The sequence below is a fragment of the Nocardia sp. JCM 34519.1 genome, from assembly GCF_020361265.1.
GTDB classification, from domain to species: Bacteria; Actinomycetota; Actinomycetes; order Mycobacteriales; family Mycobacteriaceae; genus Nocardia; species Nocardia arthritidis_A.
On the sequence record NZ_JAIRBR010000028.1, the window covers coordinates 67,921 to 87,949 of the forward strand.

Here is a 20,029-nt window from a genome sequence, read left to right on the forward strand (position 1 = left end):
CGGCGTCTCCGCGGCGGCTCGGCGCTGTTCGGCCAGCGAAATCACCTCGGGAACAAGGAAGTTCGCTACTGTCCGCCGAGCGCCGGGCTCAGCGCGGTGCCGCCGCTCACATCGATCACGTCACCGGTGATCCAGCGGGCGGCATCGGAGACGAGGAAGGCGATCACGTCGGCGACATCGGCGGGTTGCCCGATCCGGCCGAGCGCGGTCATACCACCCATCGCCGCGCGCATGTCGTAGTTCAGGACCGACGCCATGGTTTCCGTCTCGACCGGGCCGGGCGCCACCGAATTGACCGTGATGCCACGCGAACCGAGTTCCACCGCAAGGGTTTTCGTCATCACATCGATCGCGCCCTTGGTCATCGCATACGCCACCTGCGACGGCGCGGCCACCCGCGGCGCGATCGAGGAGATGTTCACCACGCGACCGCCGTCACGCAGCAGCGGCACCGCCCGCTGGGTGACGAACAGCGGCGCGGACACGTTCACCGCGAACAACCGGTCCACCTCGGCCGGGGTGAGCTGCCCGAGCGAACCGCCGTTCCCACCGCCGCCCGCGTTATTCACCAGAATGTCCAGCCGTTGCCCGGACAGACCCGCCGCCAGCCCGTCGAACAGCGCATCGATGCCGTCGGGCGTGCCGAATTCGGCCCGCACCGCGAAGGCGCGCCCACCGCCCGCCTGTATCTCGCCGACCGTCCGCGCCGCGGCCTCGGCATTGCCGCCGTAATGCACGACAACCAGCGCGCCTTCGGCGGCCAACCGCAGCGCGACCGCGCGCCCGATTCCGCGCGACCCGCCGGTGACGAGAGCGGTTTTGCCGGTGAGCGTTGACATTTCGAACTCCTCTGCGATGGATGATCCGTTCCGCGAACCACATTCATCGACAGCGCTCACCGAACGCGCACCGTCCACTCACCGGCGCTCACCGGCGCGTGACGCCTGGGAGCACCGAGCGTGCGCCTACGGCGGACCGCGATGCGTATCCGCCCGACCTGGCACCAGCTCGCATGCAGGCGGCGCGATCTATCTGAAAGGGGCAGCGCCGCCCGCGGTAACGCCCGGAACTCGCCATGAGCGGAGGTGTTCCTCCGCCGACACACATCACGCAGCAGCGCGCTGAACCCGCCCGCAAGCCGGAGCGCTCCTCCGCCAACGCACATCCCACGGCAGCGCGGAACTCGCCCACAAGCCGAGGTGTTCGTTCGCCAACGCACAACCCACGGCAGCGCGGAACTCGCCCACAAGCCGAGGTGTTCGTTCGCCAACGCACAATCCACGGCAGCGCGCAGAACCCGCCCACGAGCCGAGGCTGTTGTTCGGCTCGCCCATCGGGTGCGGTGACGGGGCGACCACCGGATGCCTGACTGGGTGGGTCGAGTGCATACTCGTGCGCGTGTGCGTTGCCGGGCCGATGGGAAGTTGATGTGTTCGGGGTTCTCGGTGCCGTGCTGGTGATGCGGTCGGATGGGGCTGTGGTGGCGGTGGGTGGGCCGCGGGTGCGGGCGTTGTTGGCGATGTTGGCGCTGGAGGCCGGGCGCACGGTCGGCCGGGATGCGTTGATAGATGGGTTGTATGGGGTGGATGTCCCTGCGGACGCGGGACATGCGTTGCAGTCGCAGGTTTCCCGGCTGCGGCGGGTGCTGCGGGATCATGCGGTGGAGGTGGTCGCGGAGGGCGCCGGGTATCGGCTGGCGGTGGATCCCGATGCGGTGGACGCGCATCGGTTCGCCCGCCTCGCCGCCGACGGTCGGCGGGCGCTGGCGGCCGGTGATGCGACCGGTGCGGCCGCCCTGCTCGACGAGGCGCTCGGGCTGTGGCGCGGTCCGGCGCTGGCCGACGTCCGCGACATGCCGTTCGCCGATGTGCAGGTCACCCGGCTCACCGAGGCGAAGCTCACCGCGCAGGAGGACAGGGCCGCGGCCGCGATGGCGCTCGGCGAGGCCGGGTGGGTCATCGATGATTTCACCGAAATCGTTGCTGCCCAACCGCTTCGGGAACGTGCACGAGCTCTGCTCGTTCGCGCCCTGGCCGCCGATGGCCGACAGGCCGACGCGCTGGCGGTCTTCGAGGCGGGCCGGGAATTGCTCGCGACGGAGCTCGGTGCGGATCCGGGCCCGGAATTGGCCGCTGCCCATCTCGAGGTGCTGCGCGGCGAATCGGCCGCACCGGCGCGCAGCCGGACACTGCCCGCCCAGCTGACCGAAATCATCGGCCGTGATGACGAATTATCGCGCCTGGCAACGGCATTCGGTAGAACCAGACTGGTCACCCTGACCGGGCCGGGCGGTACCGGCAAGACCCGGCTCGCCATCGCGGCGGCCGAGTGGAGCCCCGGCGACGTGTGTTTCGTCGATCTCACCGTCGTGGCCGCGGATGATCAGGTCGTGCACGCGGTCGCGACCGCGGCGGGCGTCCGGGCCGCGGCCGCCGATATCGAAACCAGGCTCACGGCAGCCCTTTCCGGCCGCGCCCTGCTGCTCGTCCTGGACAACTGCGAGCACATCGTCGCCGCCGTCGCCGCGTTGACGCACCGGCTGCTCACCGCGTGCCCCGGCCTCCGGGTGCTGGCCACCAGCCGGGAGGCGCTCGGCATCACCGGCGAATTACTGTTCCCCGTAGGACAATTGGATGTCGGCGGCCCGGACGATGACCCGGACACCGCCGCGCGACGTGCGGCGGTGGCACTCTTCGCCGAGCGCGCGTCGGCCGCCGGTCCCGGTTTCACGCTCGACTCGAGGACGGTCGCCGCCGTGCGACGCATCTGCGCCGCACTCGACGGACTGCCGCTGGCCATCGAACTCGCCGCCGCCCGACTGCGCGCGCTGTCGCTGGACGAGATCGAGGCGCGACTCACCGATCGCTTCCGGCTGCTTGCCCGCGGCGGCCGTACCGCCGCGCCCCGGCACCGCACCCTGCGCGGCGTCGTCGAATGGAGTTGGGAGCTCCTGGATTCCGCCGAGCGCACGCTCGCCCGGCGGCTGACCGTATTCGCGGGCGGCTGCACGTTGGCCGATGCCGAACAGATCTGTGCCGTACCGGATACCGACGACCTGCTCACCGGCCTGGTGGAGAAATCCCTCGTCGAAGCGACCGACGGCCGCTATCGCATGCTCGAGACGATTCGCGAGTTCGGTGCCGAGCAGCTAACCGCCTCGGGTGAGCGGGAACGCTTCCAGCGCACCCACGCAACGCATTTCGCGCGGCTCGCGGCCGTGACCGATCCGCTGCTGCGCGGCGCGGACCAGCTCCCGGCACTGGCCAGGCTCACCGCCGAACACGGCAATCTGCTCGCGGCGCTGCGCTGGTGTGCCGACAACGATCCGGAGCTCGGCGGGCGGCTTGCGCCGGATCTGTCCTGGTATCTGTGGCTGCGCGGCCTGCGCTCGGCGGCGGCCGAACCGGCCGCCCGCATCGCCGCCACCCTGGCGAACAGCGAAACCGGCTTCCCCGCAGCCGAATACGCGCTGTGCATCACGATGGCCGCCGCGGGCGGTGCGGCGGGTCCGGCCGAACTCGCATACGCGGCGCGCGCCCTGCTGGCCGCGAAACGCCCACTGCGCCTGCCGCATGCCGTGCTGATGCTCGCCATGGTCGCCGGATCGATCGTCGATCCCGATGGTGATCCCGAAACCCAGCGCGACCTTTTCGACACCGATCCCTGGTCACAGGGCCTGCTGCGGCTCGGCACCGGCCTGCGCCACCAGTACTTCGGCGACGAAGCGGCCGCGCGCGCCGAATTCACCACGGCCCTGGCGGAATTCCGGACCGTGGGCGATCGCTGGGGTATGGCCTCGGCTCTGGACAAACTTTCGGCGGCGGCCCAGCGCGACGGCGCGCTGGCGCAAAGCCTGGCGCTGGCCGACGAGGCCATCGGGCTCGCGGAACAGCTGGGCACCGTGGAGGATTCGGCCGATCTGCTGATTCGCCGCGCCGACGCCCGCACCGCCGCGGGCGATTTCCCCGCGGCGCGTGCGGATTACGAACGGGCGGGCCGCGCCGCCCACACGGTCGGCTCGGCCGAGATGTTCGCCGACGCCCAGCGTGGTCTCGGCGACCTGGCCCGGCAACTCGGCGAATTCGATACCGCCCGCGCGTGCTACGCGGCGGCGCTCACCGGATGCACCGCCGACTCGATACCGGCCGCCGAGGTGCGCGCGAAGGTGGCGAGCGGCATGGCCGCACTGGCCGCGAATACCGCGCAATCGCAGGGTGATTCATAACGCCGGGCGCTATCGCGGCAGGCCCCCGACCGATCGCCGGCCCGTCGCCGAGTAGAGCGGGACCCGAACACGAGTAGACCGCTACTCGTGTCCTTTCCGCGCGCCTGTCCGATCCTCGGTACGCGTCACCGGGTTTCGGGTGGCGCACAGGTGATCGGGAGGTGCGCCATGCCGGGTCCGGCGCGTGCGATGAGTAGTGCCGCGGCATACGCGCGGCTACGGAAGCTGGCGAACGAACAGGTAATTCGTCTCGCCGAACCGTCGACGGCGAACGGGGTGCTACTGGACGGTCTCGGCCCGCACACACCCGGGATCATCGCGGGCGTCCGGTTGCACGACACCGCGGGCGCGCCCTACCGGCCGGGCCTGCTCGATCCACGAAACGCATTGGCGCTCATCAGGTTCACCGAATTCCTCCGGGACAATTTCGGCGTCACCGAACTGCTGCTCGACCCGGGCGGGCACTGCGCGGCACTGCGCGAGAGCCACCGCACCGGCCGCGCGATCGATGTCGCGGGCGTCGTCATGCGCGTCGGGGAGGTGCGCCGCCGGATCACGGTGGCCGACCACTGGGGTGGCGTCGCCACCGCCGCCACCCCGGGCGGCGACTGGCCCGCGCACGCCGGGCCACCGCTGCGCTACCGCCTCGACGAACCGGACGCGCATCCGCTCGGCGATCCGGACGGCGATATGTTCGTCGCCGACTTCTTCCGCAGCGTCTACGATTTCGCGGCCGGTGAGTGGCAGGACCGCTCCACCGGCCCCGATCCGGCGGGCCTGCCGACCGCTATCGGCGAGCCGAGCCTCATCCGGCATCCGGATCATCCCGGATGCCCGGTGGCGCCGCACCGGCGCAGGCGCTACCGCACACATCTGCATCTACAGATCGGCGGTACCGAATAGCAACCGCCGCACCGCGACCCGATACGGTCGAGTCGTGAGCTACGCCGAGCGATATCCGCTGCTGCACCGGCCGACCCATTGGGCATGGGGCAATCTCGACGTCCAATTCTCCACCGACCCACCGCCCGACGAGTTGGTCACCAACGTGCACGCGGTGTGCTTCACCGGCGCCGAGGTGGTGCTGTGCCGCGACGACCGCGACCGCTGGCTGCTGCCCGGCGGCACCCGCGAACAGCACGAATCCATCGAGGACTGTCTCGCCAGGGAACTCCTGGAGGAGGCGGGCGCACGGCCGACGGGTCCGCCGACCTGGCTGGGCGCCCATTACGCCACCGCCAACGACCCTGTGCCGTACCGGGATTGGCATCCGCACCCGAACAAGGCCTGGCTGTGGGTCGCGGTCGACGTCGCGCTCACCGCGACGCCGACCAATCCGCCCGACGCCGAACAGATCGTCGAGGTGCGCGCCTTCCCGCTGGATGCGGCGCTGCGCTTCGCCCGCACCGACGGCGACTACCTACCCGAACTGGTCGCGCTCGCCGCCGAACTGCACCGGCACTGAATTGTCTTGGCTAGCAAACGAATTCGGTGGCCAGCTCCGCCTCCGGCGCAATGGTGCCCGGCCGGGCCAGATGCGCCATCAGATACGGAATCGCCACGTCCACCGCGGATTTCGGGCTGATCCGCGGATGCACGTTCACCTCGAAAACCACACCCCCGCTCTCCGGCGCGAGGTCGACACCGGCGAACGGCAGGCCGAGCGCCTCGGTGGCGGCGATACCCAATTCGGCGACGCCGGGCGGCAGCTCGTGCAGCGGGACGGCCGTCGATACCGCGCCGCGCGCGACATTGCACGGTGCGTCCGGGTCGAGCTGGACGTGTTCGGCCGCGCGCAGCACCCGGCCCTCCAGCACGACCACCCGGTACTGGTGGCGATGGCCTGCCGCGTCGAAATTGCCTGCGTCCCTGGAGATCAGCCAATCCTGACCGAACCGGTCGTAGAATCCGGCCACCTCGTCGAGCTGGTCGTAACTGGTGACGTGGAAGACGTCTTCACCGCAGGTGCCGGTGGTCGGCCGGGCCCAGACGTCGCCGCCGAGCCGCTCGAACGCGGCGACCATGCCGCCCGGTCCGGCGTCGCGGGAGCCCACCGATTCCATCTGCCCGACACCGGCGGCGGCGAGCCGCTCCACGGTGAGGTGCTTGTCCGTGGCGATCTGCCACGCCTCGACGTCCGTGCCGAGCGAACGAGCCCCGAACCGGCGCAGCTGATGTTGGAACGGCGCGAGCCCGGTCCGCAGTTCGGGCGGGATCTCGTAGACGACGACCGCCGACGCTGTGATGGCGAGGTTTTCGGACGGCACCTCCAGGCGCAGCATGCCGTCGAGCAACCGGACCCGGCCACCGCCGCCGGTCATGAAATATCGGGCGTCGATCAGCCGCGGCGGGCGTCCGGTGAGCGATTCGGCCGCTCCCGCAAGCACGTTCCTGCTGCCTTCCGTCGAACTGTGATCGGCGACCACGACCAACTCATCGACTTCCACACGAACCCCTTGTCAGCTGAGATGACGGTGATTCCGCACAGGTCGATGCGGAACCATGGCTTGGCCGTCCGGAAGAGCCGGCGGCCGAAATCGTTTTTTTCCTCGGATCGCGACGGGGTCAGCCCGCCGCGACGGTACTGCTTTCGCGCATGGCCCAGCAGACGGGCAGGACGAATTGTCGCGTCAATGCCCGGATCGGGTGGGGCACAACAGGATACGACGCAGATATCGGGCCGGGAACCGGCCCGGGCGCGAACGCGGAACCACTGCACTCGACGGTGCGTCCGGAATTTCCGCCCCCGCTGACCATCGACGCTGCGAGCCACCGTGCCCTGTATGCGGTCATTGCCCGGACTCCCTCCGTAACTGGGGCGAGTCCTCCCGCCGCACCGGGACTATACAGGTCGCGGCGACGTTGAGCGTCATATCAATACGCTACGGGGTTAAGACACGGTTAACCCTAGGAACTGCGGATCTCCGCTGGCTCCAACGGGTATGGCGGCACGCCGACGCCGACGATGCGCAGATTCCCCCACGGATCCCGTTCCTGCAGGCGGGCGGGGGTCGCGGCGCCGCCGGGAATGGTGAGAAATACTTCGGACCGACCCGGATCGGGCAAATCGGAACCGGTGGTCGCGGATATCCGTCCATACCAGTGGTATAGGCCGTCGGTCGGGTCCGGGTGACCGCTCAGCGCCACCTCCACCGGCAGCACCGAACCCGGTGCGTCGAGCAGCGCCGGGCCCGCGTATTCGTGTGCGGGTTCCCGATCGACGGGCACGGTGAGCTCGTAGTGGTTCGGATCGAATCGACGCAGGGTGCGCAGGTAGGACCCGGTGGATCCGGGCCAGGCCGTCAGGCCGCGCCCCTGCTCGTCCTGGCACCGATCGCCCGAATTGTGAAACCCGTCCGCGGATTTCGCCCGCATCCGCCGGTTGAATTCGTGCTGGGTCGCGGCGCGCACCTCCATCCGGGTGCTCGCGGTCAGCCGCATCCGTTCGATGCATCGGCGGATATAGCGGGCCTGCGCCTCGATCACGGAAAGGCCGGATCGCCCGCCACCGTAATTCGGACCCGCGATCAGGAAAAGATTGGGGAATCCGTGCACGGCGACGCCGAGAAACCCTTCCGGGCCATCGCGCCACGCCTGTTGAATGGTCAGCCCATTCGCGCCGACGAGATGTCGATCGGCGAATCGGTCGGTGATCCCGAATACGGTTCCGTAGACGATGGCGTCGAATTCCCGTTCCCGGCCGTCGGCGGTGGCGATACCCGATTCGGTTATCCGCACGATCGGATCCGTAACCAATTCGGCATTATCGTGCCGGGCAATCGGATCGTATTTTCCGGATATCCACCGGGAGAGCCGCCGCACACCTGGTGTGCGCTCGAACAGCCCGTGCCGCAACGACTTAGGTGCCGCAGGCTGGAATATCGCAACGCGCGCAGCCTGTTTCGCCAGCTCCGGCAGGAATTCCAGCGCGCCGCTCCCGACGACCGCCACCCGCTTGCCGATACAGTCGATGCCGTCGTTCCAGCGCGCGGCGTGAAAGCTGGTGCCGCGGAACGAATATCGTCCCGGGAAGGCCGGAAATGCGGGCTCGTACCCCGTTCCGGGCGCCAGCACGACCACTCGTGGCCGCCACAGTGCGTTTTCGGCGGTGCGCACCGACCACCGGTCCTCGGCGTCGTCGAAATCGAGTGCGACTACCTCCGACCGGAAGCGGATATGCCGCGCGATGTCGTACTTGTCCGCCGCGCGAGGCACAGCATCGTCGCCCTGCTCCAGGATCACGAAGTCGTCGATACCGGCCCGGCGCAGCTCGGCCGCCATCCCGATACCGCCGAAACCCGCTCCGACAACCAGGATTTCGGGCTCATCGGCGCTCATGCCCACAAGCCCCTGCGCCGCCAGATCCACTTGCCGACCGGCCCGATCAGCCCCTGCTTGTCGAGGAACTGACCGAGGTTGGCGGCGCCGACGCCCAAAGCGCGCTTGGCGAACGGATTCTGGACGGCGATCCGGCGGGCGGCCCGGCCGTCCAGCCCGGCGCGGGTATACATGTGCCGGTTGGTCATCAGATAGACGAACAGCGGAGCCGCAACGGCCACACAGAGTTTCGTGTACGCCAGCTCGGCCCGCGACATGGTGGGCACCCGCCGGGCCAGCGCGTCGCGGGCGAAGCCGATATGCCGCGCCTCCTCGGTGACGTGGATGCGCATGGCGCGAGATACCAAGGGCTGCAACTGCGGATCGTCGAGCGTCCGGCGCTGCAGCGCGTCGAAGATCTCCTCGCCGACCAGCGCGCCGACCCAGGTCATCGAACCGCGCAGGAACAGCGGCAGCACACCGATAGCGAACCTGCCGCCGCGGCGCGGCCAGTACGGGCGGGCCTCGATGCGATCGATCAGCTTGCCGAACATCATCATGTGCCGGCATTCGTCGCCCATCTCGGTGAGCGTGTAGTGCGAATGCCTGGTGGTCGGATCGCCGGCGAGCAGTTCGCGCAGCAGCAGGCGGTTCAGCAGATTCTCGAACCAGATGCCGATGGACAGCACGTTGGCCAGCTCCTGGCGGGACAGCTCGCGCCGCTGCTGCGGGGTCATCGCCTCCCACAGCTCGGTGCCGTACAGCGAGACCACCTCGGCGGGCAGGAACAGTTTGTCCGGATCCAGCGGCGCGTCCCAGTCCATATCGACGACCGGGTCGTACGACTTCTTCACCGATCCGGCGAGTAGTCGCTGCGCGAAGGATTCCTGCGCGATGGTTGCGGCTTCGTTGCCCATGGCCAGCTCTCCGACTCTCGAATAACCGATACAAGCTGTTACAGACAGATTAGTGATACACACTGTACCGGTCAATAGCTGGGCGAGTATCGTGATTCCTGTGACCACGACCAGCGAAAAGCCCGGTACCGACGGCCGCGCCGCCCGCTGGACCGGACATAAGGCGCGCAGGCGCGGCGAGGTCATCGACGCCGCGATCACCGCCATCGAGACCGCGGGCGTCGGGGTCTCGGTGCAGCAGATCGCCGAGCAGCTGCGGCTGCCGCGCACCGTGGTCTACCGGCACTTCGACGGCCGCCCCGATCTCGACGAGCAGATCCGCCGCCGCATCCTGGAATCGCTGCTGGCCGAGCTGATGCCGACCCTGCATCCCGGCGGCACCGTGCGCGATGCGGTGCGCGGCGCCGTCGGCACCTACGTGCGCTGGGTCGCCGAACATCCGAACCTGCATCGCTTCCTCGGAAACGCCGCGCCCCAAGGGAATTCGAACGACCCCATCGCCGGGGCCAAGGATCGCATCGGCACCCGCCTGGCCGACCTGTTCGCGGTCGCGCTCGCCCGCTCCGGCATCGATCCGGCCCGCGCCCGCCCGATGGCCTTCGGCATCATCGGCTTCGTCGACGGCGTGGTGAACGACTGGCGCGCCGAGGCCGATCCGGTACTGACCTCCGACCAAATCGAGGGCATCCTCACCGAATCCGTATTCGCCCTCTTCGAGGGCAATGCCCGCAGCCTCGGCGTACCGCTGGACCGCGACACGATCGTCGGAGACCTGCTGCGCCCTCGCGAATCGACCTACACGTCGAAGTAGAGTTCGAATTCGTAAGGGTGTGGGCGGACGTTGATTTCGGCGATTTCGGTGTCGCGCTTGAGCCGGATCCAGGTCTCGATCAGATCCTCGGTGAAGACATTGCCCTCGGTCAGGTAGTCGTGGTCGGCCTCCAGCCGGGCGATCACCGATTCCAGGCTCGCCGGGGTCTGGGTGACCTCGGCGGACTCCTCCGGGCTGAGCTCGTAGAGATCCTTATCGATGGGCTGGGCGGGTTCGATCTTGTTCTTGATGCCGTCCAGCCCGGCCATCATCATCGCCGCGAAGGACAGATACGGATTGCCCGACGAATCCGGGCAGCGGAACTCCAACCGCTTGGCCCGCGGATTCGTGCCGGTGACCGGAATACGAACGGCCGCAGAGCGATTGCGCTGTGAGTAGACCAGGTTCACCGGCGCCTCGAACCCGGGAACCAGCCGCTTGTAGGAATTCACGGTCGGGTTGGTGAAGGCGAGCAGCGATGACGCGTGCAGCAGCAGGCCGCCGATGTAATGCCGTGCCAGATCGGACAATCCGGCATACCCCTGCTCGTCGTAGAACAGCGGCGAGCCGTCCTTCCACAGGGATTGGTGCACGTGCATACCGGAACCGTTGTCGCCGAACAGCGGTTTGGGCATGAACGTCACCGTCTTGCCGGACTGCCACGCGGTGTTCTTCACGATGTACTTGTACAGCTGCAGATCGTCGGCGGCGGCCAGCAAAGTGTTGAAACGGTAGTTGATCTCGGCCTGCCCCGCGGTGCCGACCTCATGATGGCCCTTCTCCAGTTCGAAACCGGCCCGCTGCAGATTGGTGCACATGCTGTCGCGCACGTCGACATCGGCGTCATAGGGCGCCACCGGGAAATAGCCGCCTTTGGGGCGTACCTTGTAGCCGCGATTCAGGGTGCCGTCCGGGTTGTACTTCGCGCCGGTGTTCCAATCCGCCGACGCCGAATCCACCTCGTAGAAAGCGCCGTTCATGGTGGTGTCGTAGCGAACCGCGTCGAAGATGTAGAACTCCGCCTCCGGGCCGAAATACGCGGTGTCGGCGACGCCGGTGCTGCGCAGGTACTCCTCGGCTTTGCGTGCGACGTTGCGCGGATCGCGACTGTAGGCCTCGCGGGTGTTCGGGTCGTGCACGAAACAGTTGATGTTCAGCGTTTTCGCCTGCCGGAACGGATCGAGCTGTGCGGTGCGCAGATCCGGGAACAGCAGCATGTCGGATTCGTGGATGGATTGGAAGCCGCGCACCGACGAGCCGTCGAAGGCGACCCCGTTGTCGACGAGATCCGGGCCGAATCCGCTGGCCGGAATCGAAAAGTGTTGCTGCACACCGGGAACGTCGCAGAAGCGGATATCGACGTATTCGACTTCCTCGGTGCTGATGTATTCGACTATCCCGTCGGTGGTTGGATTCGGCACGATTTTCTCCTCGCTGACGCCCGGCGCTTTCCCGCGGTTCGGCGAGGCGAACGAGGGTTCTGCTCGCCGCATTTCACGATACGACTCCTGACGCCCGCACCGGATGCGAATCGATGCCCGGACCGCGCGGTACGCCAATCGCGCTGTCGGGCAGTCGAACCAACTCCGGTCGGCCGAATCCGGCATCCTGCCGACTTTGGTCGAGTGCACAATCCGGCGCGCAACACTCTTGGCGTTTGCCGCTAGCGCGCCCGTGCCGTCATGCGTTGTGCTGATAACAGACGATGAGGTCGCCCCTGTCGTGACCTCACCCAATTTCTCGAACAAGAGGTCAGGTCCTTGGTTTCATCGAAGGTCCCGGCGGCGCGCACCCGCCCGGACACGCTATGTGCCGCATTCCAGGCGAATGTCGCGCGGTACGCCGACGCGGTGGCGATCCGCAGCTACGACGGCACGCAGACGCTCACCTGGCGCGAATACGGCGACCGCGTCCGCGATATCGCGGCTGGGCTGGCCGGGCTCGGCATCGGCCCTGGCGAAACGGTGGCGCTGATGCTGACCAACCGGCCGGAATTCCACCTCTGCGACACCGGGGTGCTGCACACCGGCGCGACACCGTTCTCGGTATACAACACCAATCCGCCGGAGCTGCTCGCATACCAGTTCGGCAATGCGGGCAATAAGACGGTGATCTGCGAAACCCAGTTCGTACCAAGGGTTCTCGATGCGGTAGCGCTGGCGGCCGAGCAGGGCTCCATCGTCGAGCACATCATCTGTGTCGACGGCGCGCCCGCGGGCACCGTCGCGCTGGACGACGTAATAGCGAATCCGGCAAAGGATTTCGACTTCGACGCGACCTGGCGCAAGGTGCAGCCGGACGATCTGCTGACCATCGTGTACACCTCCGGCACCACCGGCCCGCCGAAGGGCGTCGAGCTCACCCACACGAATTTCCTCGAAAACGCCCGCATCATCGAGCAATTCGGTGGCGGAGGCCCCGACGACCGGGTGATCTCCTACCTGCCGGACGCGCATGCGGCCAACCGCTGGTTCGCGCACTATCTGACGATGCAGGAGGGCGGCGAGATCACCACCGTCCCGGATTTCAAGCAGGTGGCCGAGGCGCTGACCGCCGTGCACCCGACCGTGTTCCTCGGCGTGCCGAGGGTGTGGGTGAAAGTCAAAGGCGCGCTGGAGGAACGGTTCGCCGCGGAGAATCCGGTCCGGCGCGCGCTCATCCACTGGGCCATCGGTGTCGGCCGCGCCCGGGTGCGCGCGATCTCCGACGGCCGCGCACCCGGACTGGGCAACCGCGTACAGTACCGATTGGCCGATCGAATCGTGCTGTCCCCCATCCTGTTCCGGCTCGGCCTCGATAAGGTCCGGGTCGCGGTGACCGGATCGGTCGCCATTCCGCCCGAGGTGCACGAGTTCTTCCTCGCGCTCGGACTGCCGTTGTGTGAGGGGTACGGCATGACCGAATGCACCGCGGGCGCAACGCTCAACGGTCCGGAAAGGGTGAAGATCGGCACCGTCGGCACGCCGCTGCCGGGCGCCGAGGTGCGGCTCGCCGCGGACGGCGAGGTGCTCGTCCGCGGCAAGATGGTGATGCGCGGCTACCGCAACGCGCCGGAAAAGACCGCCGAGGCAATAGATTCCGAGGGTTGGCTGCACACCGGCGATATCGGCCGCTTCGATGCCGACGGCTACCTCTCGATCATCGACCGCAAGAAGGAGCTGATCATCAACGCGGCGGGCAAGAATATGTCGCCGTCGAATATCGAGAACACCGTCGCCGAGACCACCCCCCTGGCGGGCACCGTCGTCGCGATCGGCGATGAGCGCCCGTTCAACACCGCACTCATCCTGCTCGACCCGGAGCTGGCCGCGGCATTCGCCGAGCGCAACGGCATCGCGGCCAATTCGGTGGCCGAGCTGGCGCGCGACCGGCGGGTGCTCGCCGCGATCGAGGACGGTGTCGCGGCGGCCAACCGCAGGCTGTCCAGGGTCGAACAGATCAGGAAGTACGCGGTGCTGCCGGACATCTGGGAGAACGGCGGCGACTATCTGACCGCTACGGGGAAGTTGCGACGTAAGCCGATCACCGCAAACTATACGGATACCATCGAGGCGCTGTACTCGAGCTAGTCCGAGACTGGGGAACCATATGATGCCATCGCGGACCCGGGTGTTCGACGACCTCCACCGGCGGGCCGCCGCGATGGTCGAGGGGTTCTACACCGCGCTGCCGCCGTACCAGAAGATGCCGCAATCGCTGGTCGAGACCGATTTCGCGCGCGGAACCAAGCTGAACGTCGACCTCTTCTTCGAGTATCTACGCCGTGGCGTCGAGCCCAGCGAGGAGGACAGCAGGGAGCTGGTCGAGCTGGCGATGGACCGGTTGCGCGACGGCACCCCGCTGGCCGAGGTGCTCGACCGCTACCGGCTCGGCGCGGCCTTCCTCTGGGAGCGGCTGCGTTCGGTGGCGACGCCGAGTGAGCGCGAGCTGATGCTCGACGTATCGGTGGCGCTGTTGAAGTACGTCACGCTGATCATCACCCGGATCTCGACGGCCGCCTCCCAGCGCGTGCACGATCCGCGCTGGGATCTGCTGGAACGCCGCCGCGGCATCGCCGACGCGCTGCTATCCGGCCAGGATCCGGTGGAGTGGGTGAACGATCCGGTGATCCCGGTGGCCGATTCCTTCCTCGTCGCGGTGTTCCGGCTGGCGGGCACGCGCGGCGGGCCCGCATCGGCGCTGCGGCACCGGGTGGAGGCGATTCCCGGCGTCTTCCTGCGGCTGGACGCGGGCGGTTGGACCGCGCTCATCCCGCTGCAGCCCGGCGACGACGGCACCGCGACCGAGGCCGCGCTGCTCGGGCGCCTGCCCGCGGCGCAGGCCGGGCCGCCGCCCTACTGGGTCGGCGTCGGGGCCGCGCATTCCCGCGAGGCGATTCCGGTGATGTTCCACGAGGCGCGGGTGCTCGCCGAGCTGGGCCGCTGCCTGGCCCATCGAGAAGTGTTGTGCCGCAGGCAACATCTGCAGTTCGAGTACACGGTCGCGGTGAGCGATGCGGCCCGGCCCGGACTGGCCGCGGTGCTCGCGCCGCTCGACGCCCAGCCGCTGCTGGCGGAGACGCTGGAGGTGTTCGTGGACAGCGGGTTCAACCAGCTGGCCACCGCGCGCCAGTTGAACGTGCACCGCAACACCGTGACCTACCGGCTGTCGCGGGTGCACGAGCTCACCGGACTCGATCCGCACCGGCCCGCCGACGCGATGACGCTCTCCGCCGCCCGGCTCGCCCGGCGGTTGGAGTCCGCAGATTTCGCCCCCTAGACCTCGCCGGCCGCTCGAGCATATTGAGCAAAAAGGCGAAAACGAGAAATTGCTGGTCCCGGCCAAAACCATTCAGATGGAAATAAAGTTGCGCCAGGTATTTCACCGATCGACACCAGACAACGGCCCGATGATTGCGGATCGCGAGCGAATCCGAGCATCCATTATGTCCATTTCAACCGATTTATCCGGTTTGCTGGCAGCCCGAAGCGGGTCACACTCGGAGATCACAGGACCATCGCAGCTGGTCAAGGCAACAACACTTGCCTCAACCCACAACAGCTAGCCGACCAGCAGTTTCGACTGCGAGCCACCTCACTTTTATGGGCTTGCGCCTGTAACGTTTCGGTATAGCTATGATGAATTTCAGGTGAGGTGCGCCACCGATTTCAGCACACTTCCAGCTAACTTAATAAGCCTCGCTTCACATCTTTGCAGGCCACGGCGCTGCGACAGACCATTCGGTCCGTCCCGGCGCCGTTTCCCGCGTTTGCGGTGTAAATACCGGTGACTCACCTCACCGTCACATAACGCTTTGAAATCTCTTATGGTTTTCTCATTCCGAACCAGACGACGACGTCCAGGGGTTGAAACCCGACCGCAGCCCCGCTTCTCGGATGTGAAAAAAACTGTCACTATTTTCGGATCGGTAATCCGGACTCTGCAAAGAATTACCGATGGGCAGCTGAAGGTGCGTCATGGAATTCATCGAACTGGCCGACTACCCCTTGTCGGCCGGCCACGTCATCGAGTGGCAGCCGACCGCCCGCAGGCACTGGGCGGACTGGCCGCGCGACAACAGGGCGGTGTCCTACAACCACGAGCATCATCTGCGAGATGCCTTGGAGCACAGCAGAATTCGAGATCAACGACACTACTGGCTGGGCCACGCGTTCCGCATCGACGGTCCGCTGGACCCGCAGGCGTGGCGCGGTGCGCTCGACGCCTGGATCGACCGGCACGAGGGGCTGCGCAGCCACGTCACCATCGAGGGCGGCAAACCGGCGCGCTACACCCTTCCGCCCGGCGAGATCCGGGTGCACGCCGTCGACGCCGGACGACCGACCTCGACCATCTCCACCTATCACCTGGTCCAGGGCCTGCTGGATCAGGGCACCGCACCGAGCCGGTGGCCGGCCTACGTCTGCGTCACCATCGCCAACCGCGGCGGTTTCACCGTGGTCATCGCCGCCGACCACTCCATCCTGGACGGTTATTCGACCATCACCATCGGCAGCGAGCTGCGGCAGTTCTACGCCGCCGCACTCGACCCGAAAAACCAACCGCCACAATCGAACCCGGGTAGTTACCTGGACTTCTGCGACCAGGAGCGCAGCAGCGCCGACGCCGCGACCGTCGACACCGACGGCGTGCGGACCTGGCAGGAATTCCTGTCCGACGCCAGGACCGCGGGCGAATCCGACGCGACCACCGGGCCGCTCGCGCCCACCGCGCCGCTGAGCCGGGTGGCCGCCCGGCCCATCCAACTCGGCGCGGGCGAACAGCAGCCGACCCGGCTGATGCAGCGCAACCTCACCATCGAGGTGCTCGATGCCGACGGCGCCGACGCCGCATCGGCCGCCGCCCGGGAAAAGCGGCAGGGCCTGTTCCCCGTGCTGCTCGCCGCATTCGCCGCCGCCACAACGGAATACGGTGCGGGCCGGGACTTCCGGACCGTCATCCCGCTGCACACCCGCAGCGAGCAGCAGTGGGCCGATACGCTCGGCTGGTTCGTCGGCCTCGCGCCGTTCCAGCTCGACACCGCCGCCGCGCGCGGTATCGCCGAGCTGATCGGCCCCGCCGGCGAGGAACTGCGCCGCGTTCGCACCGCGGCGACGGTGCCGTTCGGCCGGGTCTGCGAACTGCTGCAGGCACGCCCGCGCATCTCGTTCATGGTGTCCTACATGGACGTTCGCGCCCTCCCGCTGTCGGACACCTGGGTCGAGACCGATACCAGGTGGCTGCGCAGCCGCAATGTGTCGGATAACGAATTCTTCTTCTGGTTCATCCGCACACCGTCGGGCGTCACGCTCAACACGCGTTACCCCGGCACCACCCGGGCCACCCGCGATATCCACCGCCACGTGCTGCGGATGCGGGATCTGCTCGCCGAATTCGTCCGCTACGGGGACGCCGCCATCCGTCCGATCGAAGGAGCGCCGCTGTCATGGAAATGACCCTCACCGAAGATTGGCTGCCGAAACCCGGTGCGCTGGTTGAGTTCTCGCCGACCGCCGCCACCCTCACCGCGGTCGCGGACGCCGAACCCTCTTCCGTCCCACCGACTTTCCTGCAGGAGTCGCATATCCGCCGCTGGGCCGACCGGCGCTACGGTGACAACCCGCTCGCCTCCGAGCTCGGGCTGTGCTTCACCGTCGCGACGCCGCTGGACCCGGAGGCGCTGCGCAAGACCTTCGCCACCTTCCTGCGCAGGCATGAAACCCTGCGCTCCTGGTTCGATCTCGACGAGACCGGTGGCCGCTTCGCCGTCACCCGGCATCTGCTCGGCGCGGACGAGGTCGACCTGGTCACCACCTACGGCGGCAGCTTCGCCTCGGGTGAGGAACTGCGCGACACCCTGATCGCCAGGTTCCGCTCGGCCGCCGATCCGACCCGCTGGCCCGCGTTCTTCTGCGGCGCCATCGATCACGGACCGGATGGCTTCACCCTGCTCTACAGCATCGATCACGCGTTCAGCGACGGACTTTCGCTGGTCGGGGCGATCTTCGAACTGCACGGCATCTACGCCGCGTACGCGGCGGGACAGGAGCCGCCGCTGCTGCCGGTGGGCAGCTACGTGGAATTCGCGAAGGCCGAGCGGGCCGCCGTCGCGGCGGGTTCGCCGGAGCTGGACCGGATCGCGGCCATGATCGCCGACAATGCCGAACGGGTGCGTCCGCTGCCCATCGACCTCGGCCTGGCGCCGGGCGAGGCGGTCGACAGCCGCGGCATCAAGGTCGATCTGCTCGACGCGGCCGAATGCGAACAGTTCGCCGCCGCGTGCAAGAACGCGGGCGGCTCGTTCTCCTCGGGCCTGTTCGCCGCGATCGCGCTCGCGGAGCTCTCGCTCAGCGGGCGCGCGCACTACCTCGCCCTGAACGTGGTCGGCACCCGCAAGGAGCCGAAATACCAACTGGCCCAAGGGTGGTTCATCAACCTGCTGCCGATCTACTTCGAACTCGACCGCACCGAACAGTTCTCCGCGCTGATCGGCCGGGCCGGCTTCGCACTGGACTGGGTGAAGCCGCTGTCCGATGTGCCGATCCACGCCGCGCTGTCCAGGGCCGCGGAACTGACCGCGGCCAAGGTGCCGCCGACCACCGAATGGCCGTGGATCTCCTATATGGATGTGCGCGCCATTTCCGGTGCGGCACTGGAGAATGCGCTACCGGGCGTCAGCGGTATCAACGGGCTCGGCTCGCGCAGCAAGATCGGGCAGACCTCGCCGGTGTGGTTCAGCCGCGAACTGGACCGGCTGCACGTCACCATGATGTATCCGGACACCGAGGCCGCGCACGCCTCCGCGACGCGCTACCTCGACCGGGTGCGGGAGACGCTGCGCACGGTGGCCGCCACCGGCGACTTCACCGCGAGTGCGCCCGAGGACTCGGCACTTTCGACCGTACAGGGGCCGTGATGCGTCTGCTATTCCTCGATCACCTCGATCCCGAACCCGGAAAACTGTTGGAGTGGACCGCGATCGCCGATCCCGGCCCGGCCTTCGACCCGACACCGCCCACCTCGAATCAGGCCATCCACCTGAGTTCCGGCTCGCCGACCAATTGGCTCGCGGCACAGTTCGAGGTGGCCGGGCCGATCGACGAGGCCGCGCTGGAAGCGGCCTTCGCGGCCTGGATTCCGCGGCACGACGCGCTGCACTGCTGCTTCGCCCAGCCGGCGGGCGGCGGTCCGGTCGCGGTACATCTGGTGTCGGACACCGACATTCGGCTGGAACGCCGGGCGCCGGTGGCCGCGGATTCCACCGCGGAACTGCGCGCGCTGCTCGGCGCCCGGCTGGACGCGGCATGCGATCCGTTCCGGTTCCCGCCGTATTTCCTCGGCGCGGTCAGCAGGCCCGAAATCTCCACCGTGATAGTCGGTTTCGACCACGCCATCTGCGATGCCTGGTCGATCACCATCGCCGTCACCGAACTGGACGAGCTCTACCGAGCGGCGCTGGACGAGGGTGATACGACGCGGGTCGCGCTGCCCGAAGCCGGGAGTTTCCTGTGCTATTCGGGCCGGGAGGCGGCCGTTCCGTCGGCGACGACGGGGCCGCTGATCCGCGGCTGGCGGGATTTCCTGCGCGAGGCGGGCGACGATCTGCCGCATTTCCCAGTGGATTTGGGGATTCCGGCGGGTTCGCGGGCGCCGTTCGGCGGCGATGTCCGGCCGTTGCTCGGCCCGACGGCCACCGATGCGCTGCACCGGCGGGCGCGGGCGGCCGGTCATTCCCTGTTCGCCGCGCTGCTCGCGCCGGTGGCGCTGGCCGCCGCCGAATTGGGCGGCGGCGCGGCGACGGATCTGGTATTCCCGGTGCACACCCGCCGAGAACCACGGCATCACAACACCTTTGGTTGGCTCGTCGCCAACGCGCCCGCACGCGTGCCCGCTGCGAAGGATTTCGCGACCACCGTGGCGGGAGCCGACGCGGCCATCCGGAACGGGCAGCGGCTCGCCCATGTGCCCGCCACCCAGGTGCTCGCCGCACTCGGTCCGGAACTGCGGCGCACCAGGCACGACCTGTTCAGCGTCTCGTATACCGACTACCGCCACCTGCCGGGTGGTTCGCGCTGCGACACCACCCGCACCCGGCCGCGCAATCCGGTGCAGTTCAGCCGTAGCGCGTCCCTGGACGATGTCCAGCTCTGGTTCACCCGCACCGACGACGGCCTGTCGCTGCGGACCCGGTTCCCGGACACCCCCACCGCACGGCCCCTGGTCACGGACTTCCTGGACCGGGTGGCGAAGACCCTGGTCGGCGCGGCCCAGGGCGGGTAG

At 68.0% G+C, this 20,029-nt stretch carries 14 protein-coding genes; 9 read left to right on the top strand and 5 right to left on the bottom strand.

The annotated features are described in order from the left end of the window. Positions 1-65: 65 nt before the first annotated feature. Positions 66-839, bottom strand: a complete 774-nt coding sequence (locus LGY53_RS39555; RefSeq protein ID WP_225731804.1) for an SDR family oxidoreductase — start codon at positions 837-839, stop codon at positions 66-68. 590 nt (positions 840-1,429) lie between these two features. Here LGY53_RS39555 and LGY53_RS39560 point away from each other — a divergent pair. The 3 genes from LGY53_RS39560 to LGY53_RS39570 all read left to right on the top strand — a co-directional run bounded on the left by LGY53_RS39560 (position 1,430) and on the right by LGY53_RS39570 (position 5,690). Continuing rightward, positions 1,430-4,225, top strand: a complete 2,796-nt coding sequence (locus LGY53_RS39560; protein WP_225731805.1) for a BTAD domain-containing putative transcriptional regulator — start codon at positions 1,430-1,432, stop codon at positions 4,223-4,225. Positions 4,226-4,414: 189 nt separating this feature from the next. Further along, positions 4,415-5,128, top strand: a complete 714-nt coding sequence (locus tag LGY53_RS39565; RefSeq protein ID WP_225731806.1) for a hypothetical protein — start codon at positions 4,415-4,417, stop codon at positions 5,126-5,128. 34 nt (positions 5,129-5,162) lie between these two features. Next, the gene (locus tag LGY53_RS39570) at positions 5,163-5,690 is read left to right on the top strand and encodes an NUDIX hydrolase (RefSeq protein ID WP_225731807.1); all 528 of its coding nucleotides are present in this window, start codon (positions 5,163-5,165) and stop codon (positions 5,688-5,690) included. 10 nt (positions 5,691-5,700) lie between these two features. Here the strand turns inward: LGY53_RS39570 and LGY53_RS44320 are convergent, their stop codons facing one another. The 3 genes from LGY53_RS44320 to LGY53_RS39585 form a co-directional block, all read right to left on the bottom strand. After that, positions 5,701-6,672 (bottom strand): RimK family alpha-L-glutamate ligase, encoded by a 972-nt coding sequence (locus LGY53_RS44320; RefSeq protein ID WP_225731808.1) that lies wholly within the window; start codon positions 6,670-6,672, stop codon positions 5,701-5,703. A gap of 460 nt (positions 6,673-7,132) precedes the next feature. Further along, positions 7,133-8,563, bottom strand: coding sequence for a DUF4873 domain-containing protein (locus LGY53_RS39580; protein ID WP_225731809.1), 1,431 nt, complete (start codon positions 8,561-8,563; stop codon positions 7,133-7,135). After that, positions 8,560-9,459 (bottom strand): diiron oxygenase, encoded by a 900-nt coding sequence (locus LGY53_RS39585; RefSeq protein ID WP_225731810.1) that lies wholly within the window; start codon positions 9,457-9,459, stop codon positions 8,560-8,562. Before LGY53_RS39585 ends, LGY53_RS39580 begins: the two co-directional genes overlap by 4 nt. 100 nt (positions 9,460-9,559) lie before the next feature. Here LGY53_RS39585 and LGY53_RS39590 point away from each other — a divergent pair, with 100 nt between their 5' ends. Then, the gene (locus LGY53_RS39590; protein ID WP_225731811.1) at positions 9,560-10,270 is read left to right on the top strand and encodes a TetR/AcrR family transcriptional regulator; all 711 of its coding nucleotides are present in this window, start codon (positions 9,560-9,562) and stop codon (positions 10,268-10,270) included. Here LGY53_RS39590 and glnA read toward each other — a convergent pair. Continuing rightward, positions 10,255-11,691 carry a type I glutamate--ammonia ligase gene (gene glnA, locus LGY53_RS39595; protein ID WP_167475730.1) on the bottom strand — a complete coding sequence of 479 codons (1,437 nt, stop codon included), beginning with the start codon at positions 11,689-11,691 and terminating at the stop codon, positions 10,255-10,257. The genes LGY53_RS39590 and glnA overlap by 16 nt on opposite strands. Before the next feature lie 339 nt (positions 11,692-12,030). On the opposite strand from glnA, the gene LGY53_RS39600 reads away from it, so the two are divergent. The 5 genes from LGY53_RS39600 (at position 12,031) to LGY53_RS39620 (ending at position 20,029) form a co-directional block, all read left to right on the top strand. Further along, positions 12,031-13,839 (top strand): long-chain fatty acid--CoA ligase, encoded by a 1,809-nt coding sequence (locus LGY53_RS39600; RefSeq protein ID WP_225731812.1) that lies wholly within the window; start codon positions 12,031-12,033, stop codon positions 13,837-13,839. A 22-nt stretch (positions 13,840-13,861) separates the two neighbouring features. Next, a complete protein-coding gene (locus LGY53_RS39605) occupies positions 13,862-15,028 on the top strand; it encodes a CdaR family transcriptional regulator (RefSeq protein WP_225731813.1) in 1,167 nt (388 codons plus the stop codon). A gap of 698 nt (positions 15,029-15,726) precedes the next feature. Next, positions 15,727-17,205 carry a condensation domain-containing protein gene (locus tag LGY53_RS39610; protein WP_225731814.1) on the top strand — a complete coding sequence of 493 codons (1,479 nt, stop codon included), beginning with the start codon at positions 15,727-15,729 and terminating at the stop codon, positions 17,203-17,205. Then, the gene (locus tag LGY53_RS39615; RefSeq protein WP_225731815.1) at positions 17,196-18,665 is read left to right on the top strand and encodes a condensation domain-containing protein; all 1,470 of its coding nucleotides are present in this window, start codon (positions 17,196-17,198) and stop codon (positions 18,663-18,665) included. Before LGY53_RS39610 ends, LGY53_RS39615 begins: the two co-directional genes overlap by 10 nt. Continuing rightward, a complete protein-coding gene (locus LGY53_RS39620; RefSeq protein ID WP_225731816.1) occupies positions 18,665-20,029 on the top strand; it encodes a condensation domain-containing protein in 1,365 nt (454 codons plus the stop codon). The genes LGY53_RS39615 and LGY53_RS39620 overlap by 1 nt, the downstream gene beginning before the upstream one ends.

Bases quoted from the DNA above. Each gene is read 5' to 3' on its own strand.
- LGY53_RS39555 (WP_225731804.1), bottom strand. From the start codon at position 839: ATGTCAACGCTCACCGGCAAAACCGCTCTCGTCACCGGCGGGTCGCGC.
- LGY53_RS39565 (WP_225731806.1), top strand. From the start codon at position 4,415: ATGAGTAGTGCCGCGGCATACGCGCGGCTACGGAAGCTGGCGAACGAA.
- LGY53_RS39580 (WP_225731809.1), bottom strand. From the start codon at position 8,563: ATGAGCGCCGATGAGCCCGAAATCCTGGTTGTCGGAGCGGGTTTCGGC.
- LGY53_RS39585 (WP_225731810.1), bottom strand. From the start codon at position 9,459: ATGGGCAACGAAGCCGCAACCATCGCGCAGGAATCCTTCGCGCAGCGA.
- LGY53_RS39605 (WP_225731813.1), top strand. From the start codon at position 13,862: ATGCCATCGCGGACCCGGGTGTTCGACGACCTCCACCGGCGGGCCGCC.
- LGY53_RS39610 (WP_225731814.1), top strand. From the start codon at position 15,727: ATGGAATTCATCGAACTGGCCGACTACCCCTTGTCGGCCGGCCACGTC.
- LGY53_RS39615 (WP_225731815.1), top strand. From the start codon at position 17,196: ATGGAAATGACCCTCACCGAAGATTGGCTGCCGAAACCCGGTGCGCTG.
- LGY53_RS39620 (WP_225731816.1), top strand. From the start codon at position 18,665: ATGCGTCTGCTATTCCTCGATCACCTCGATCCCGAACCCGGAAAACTG.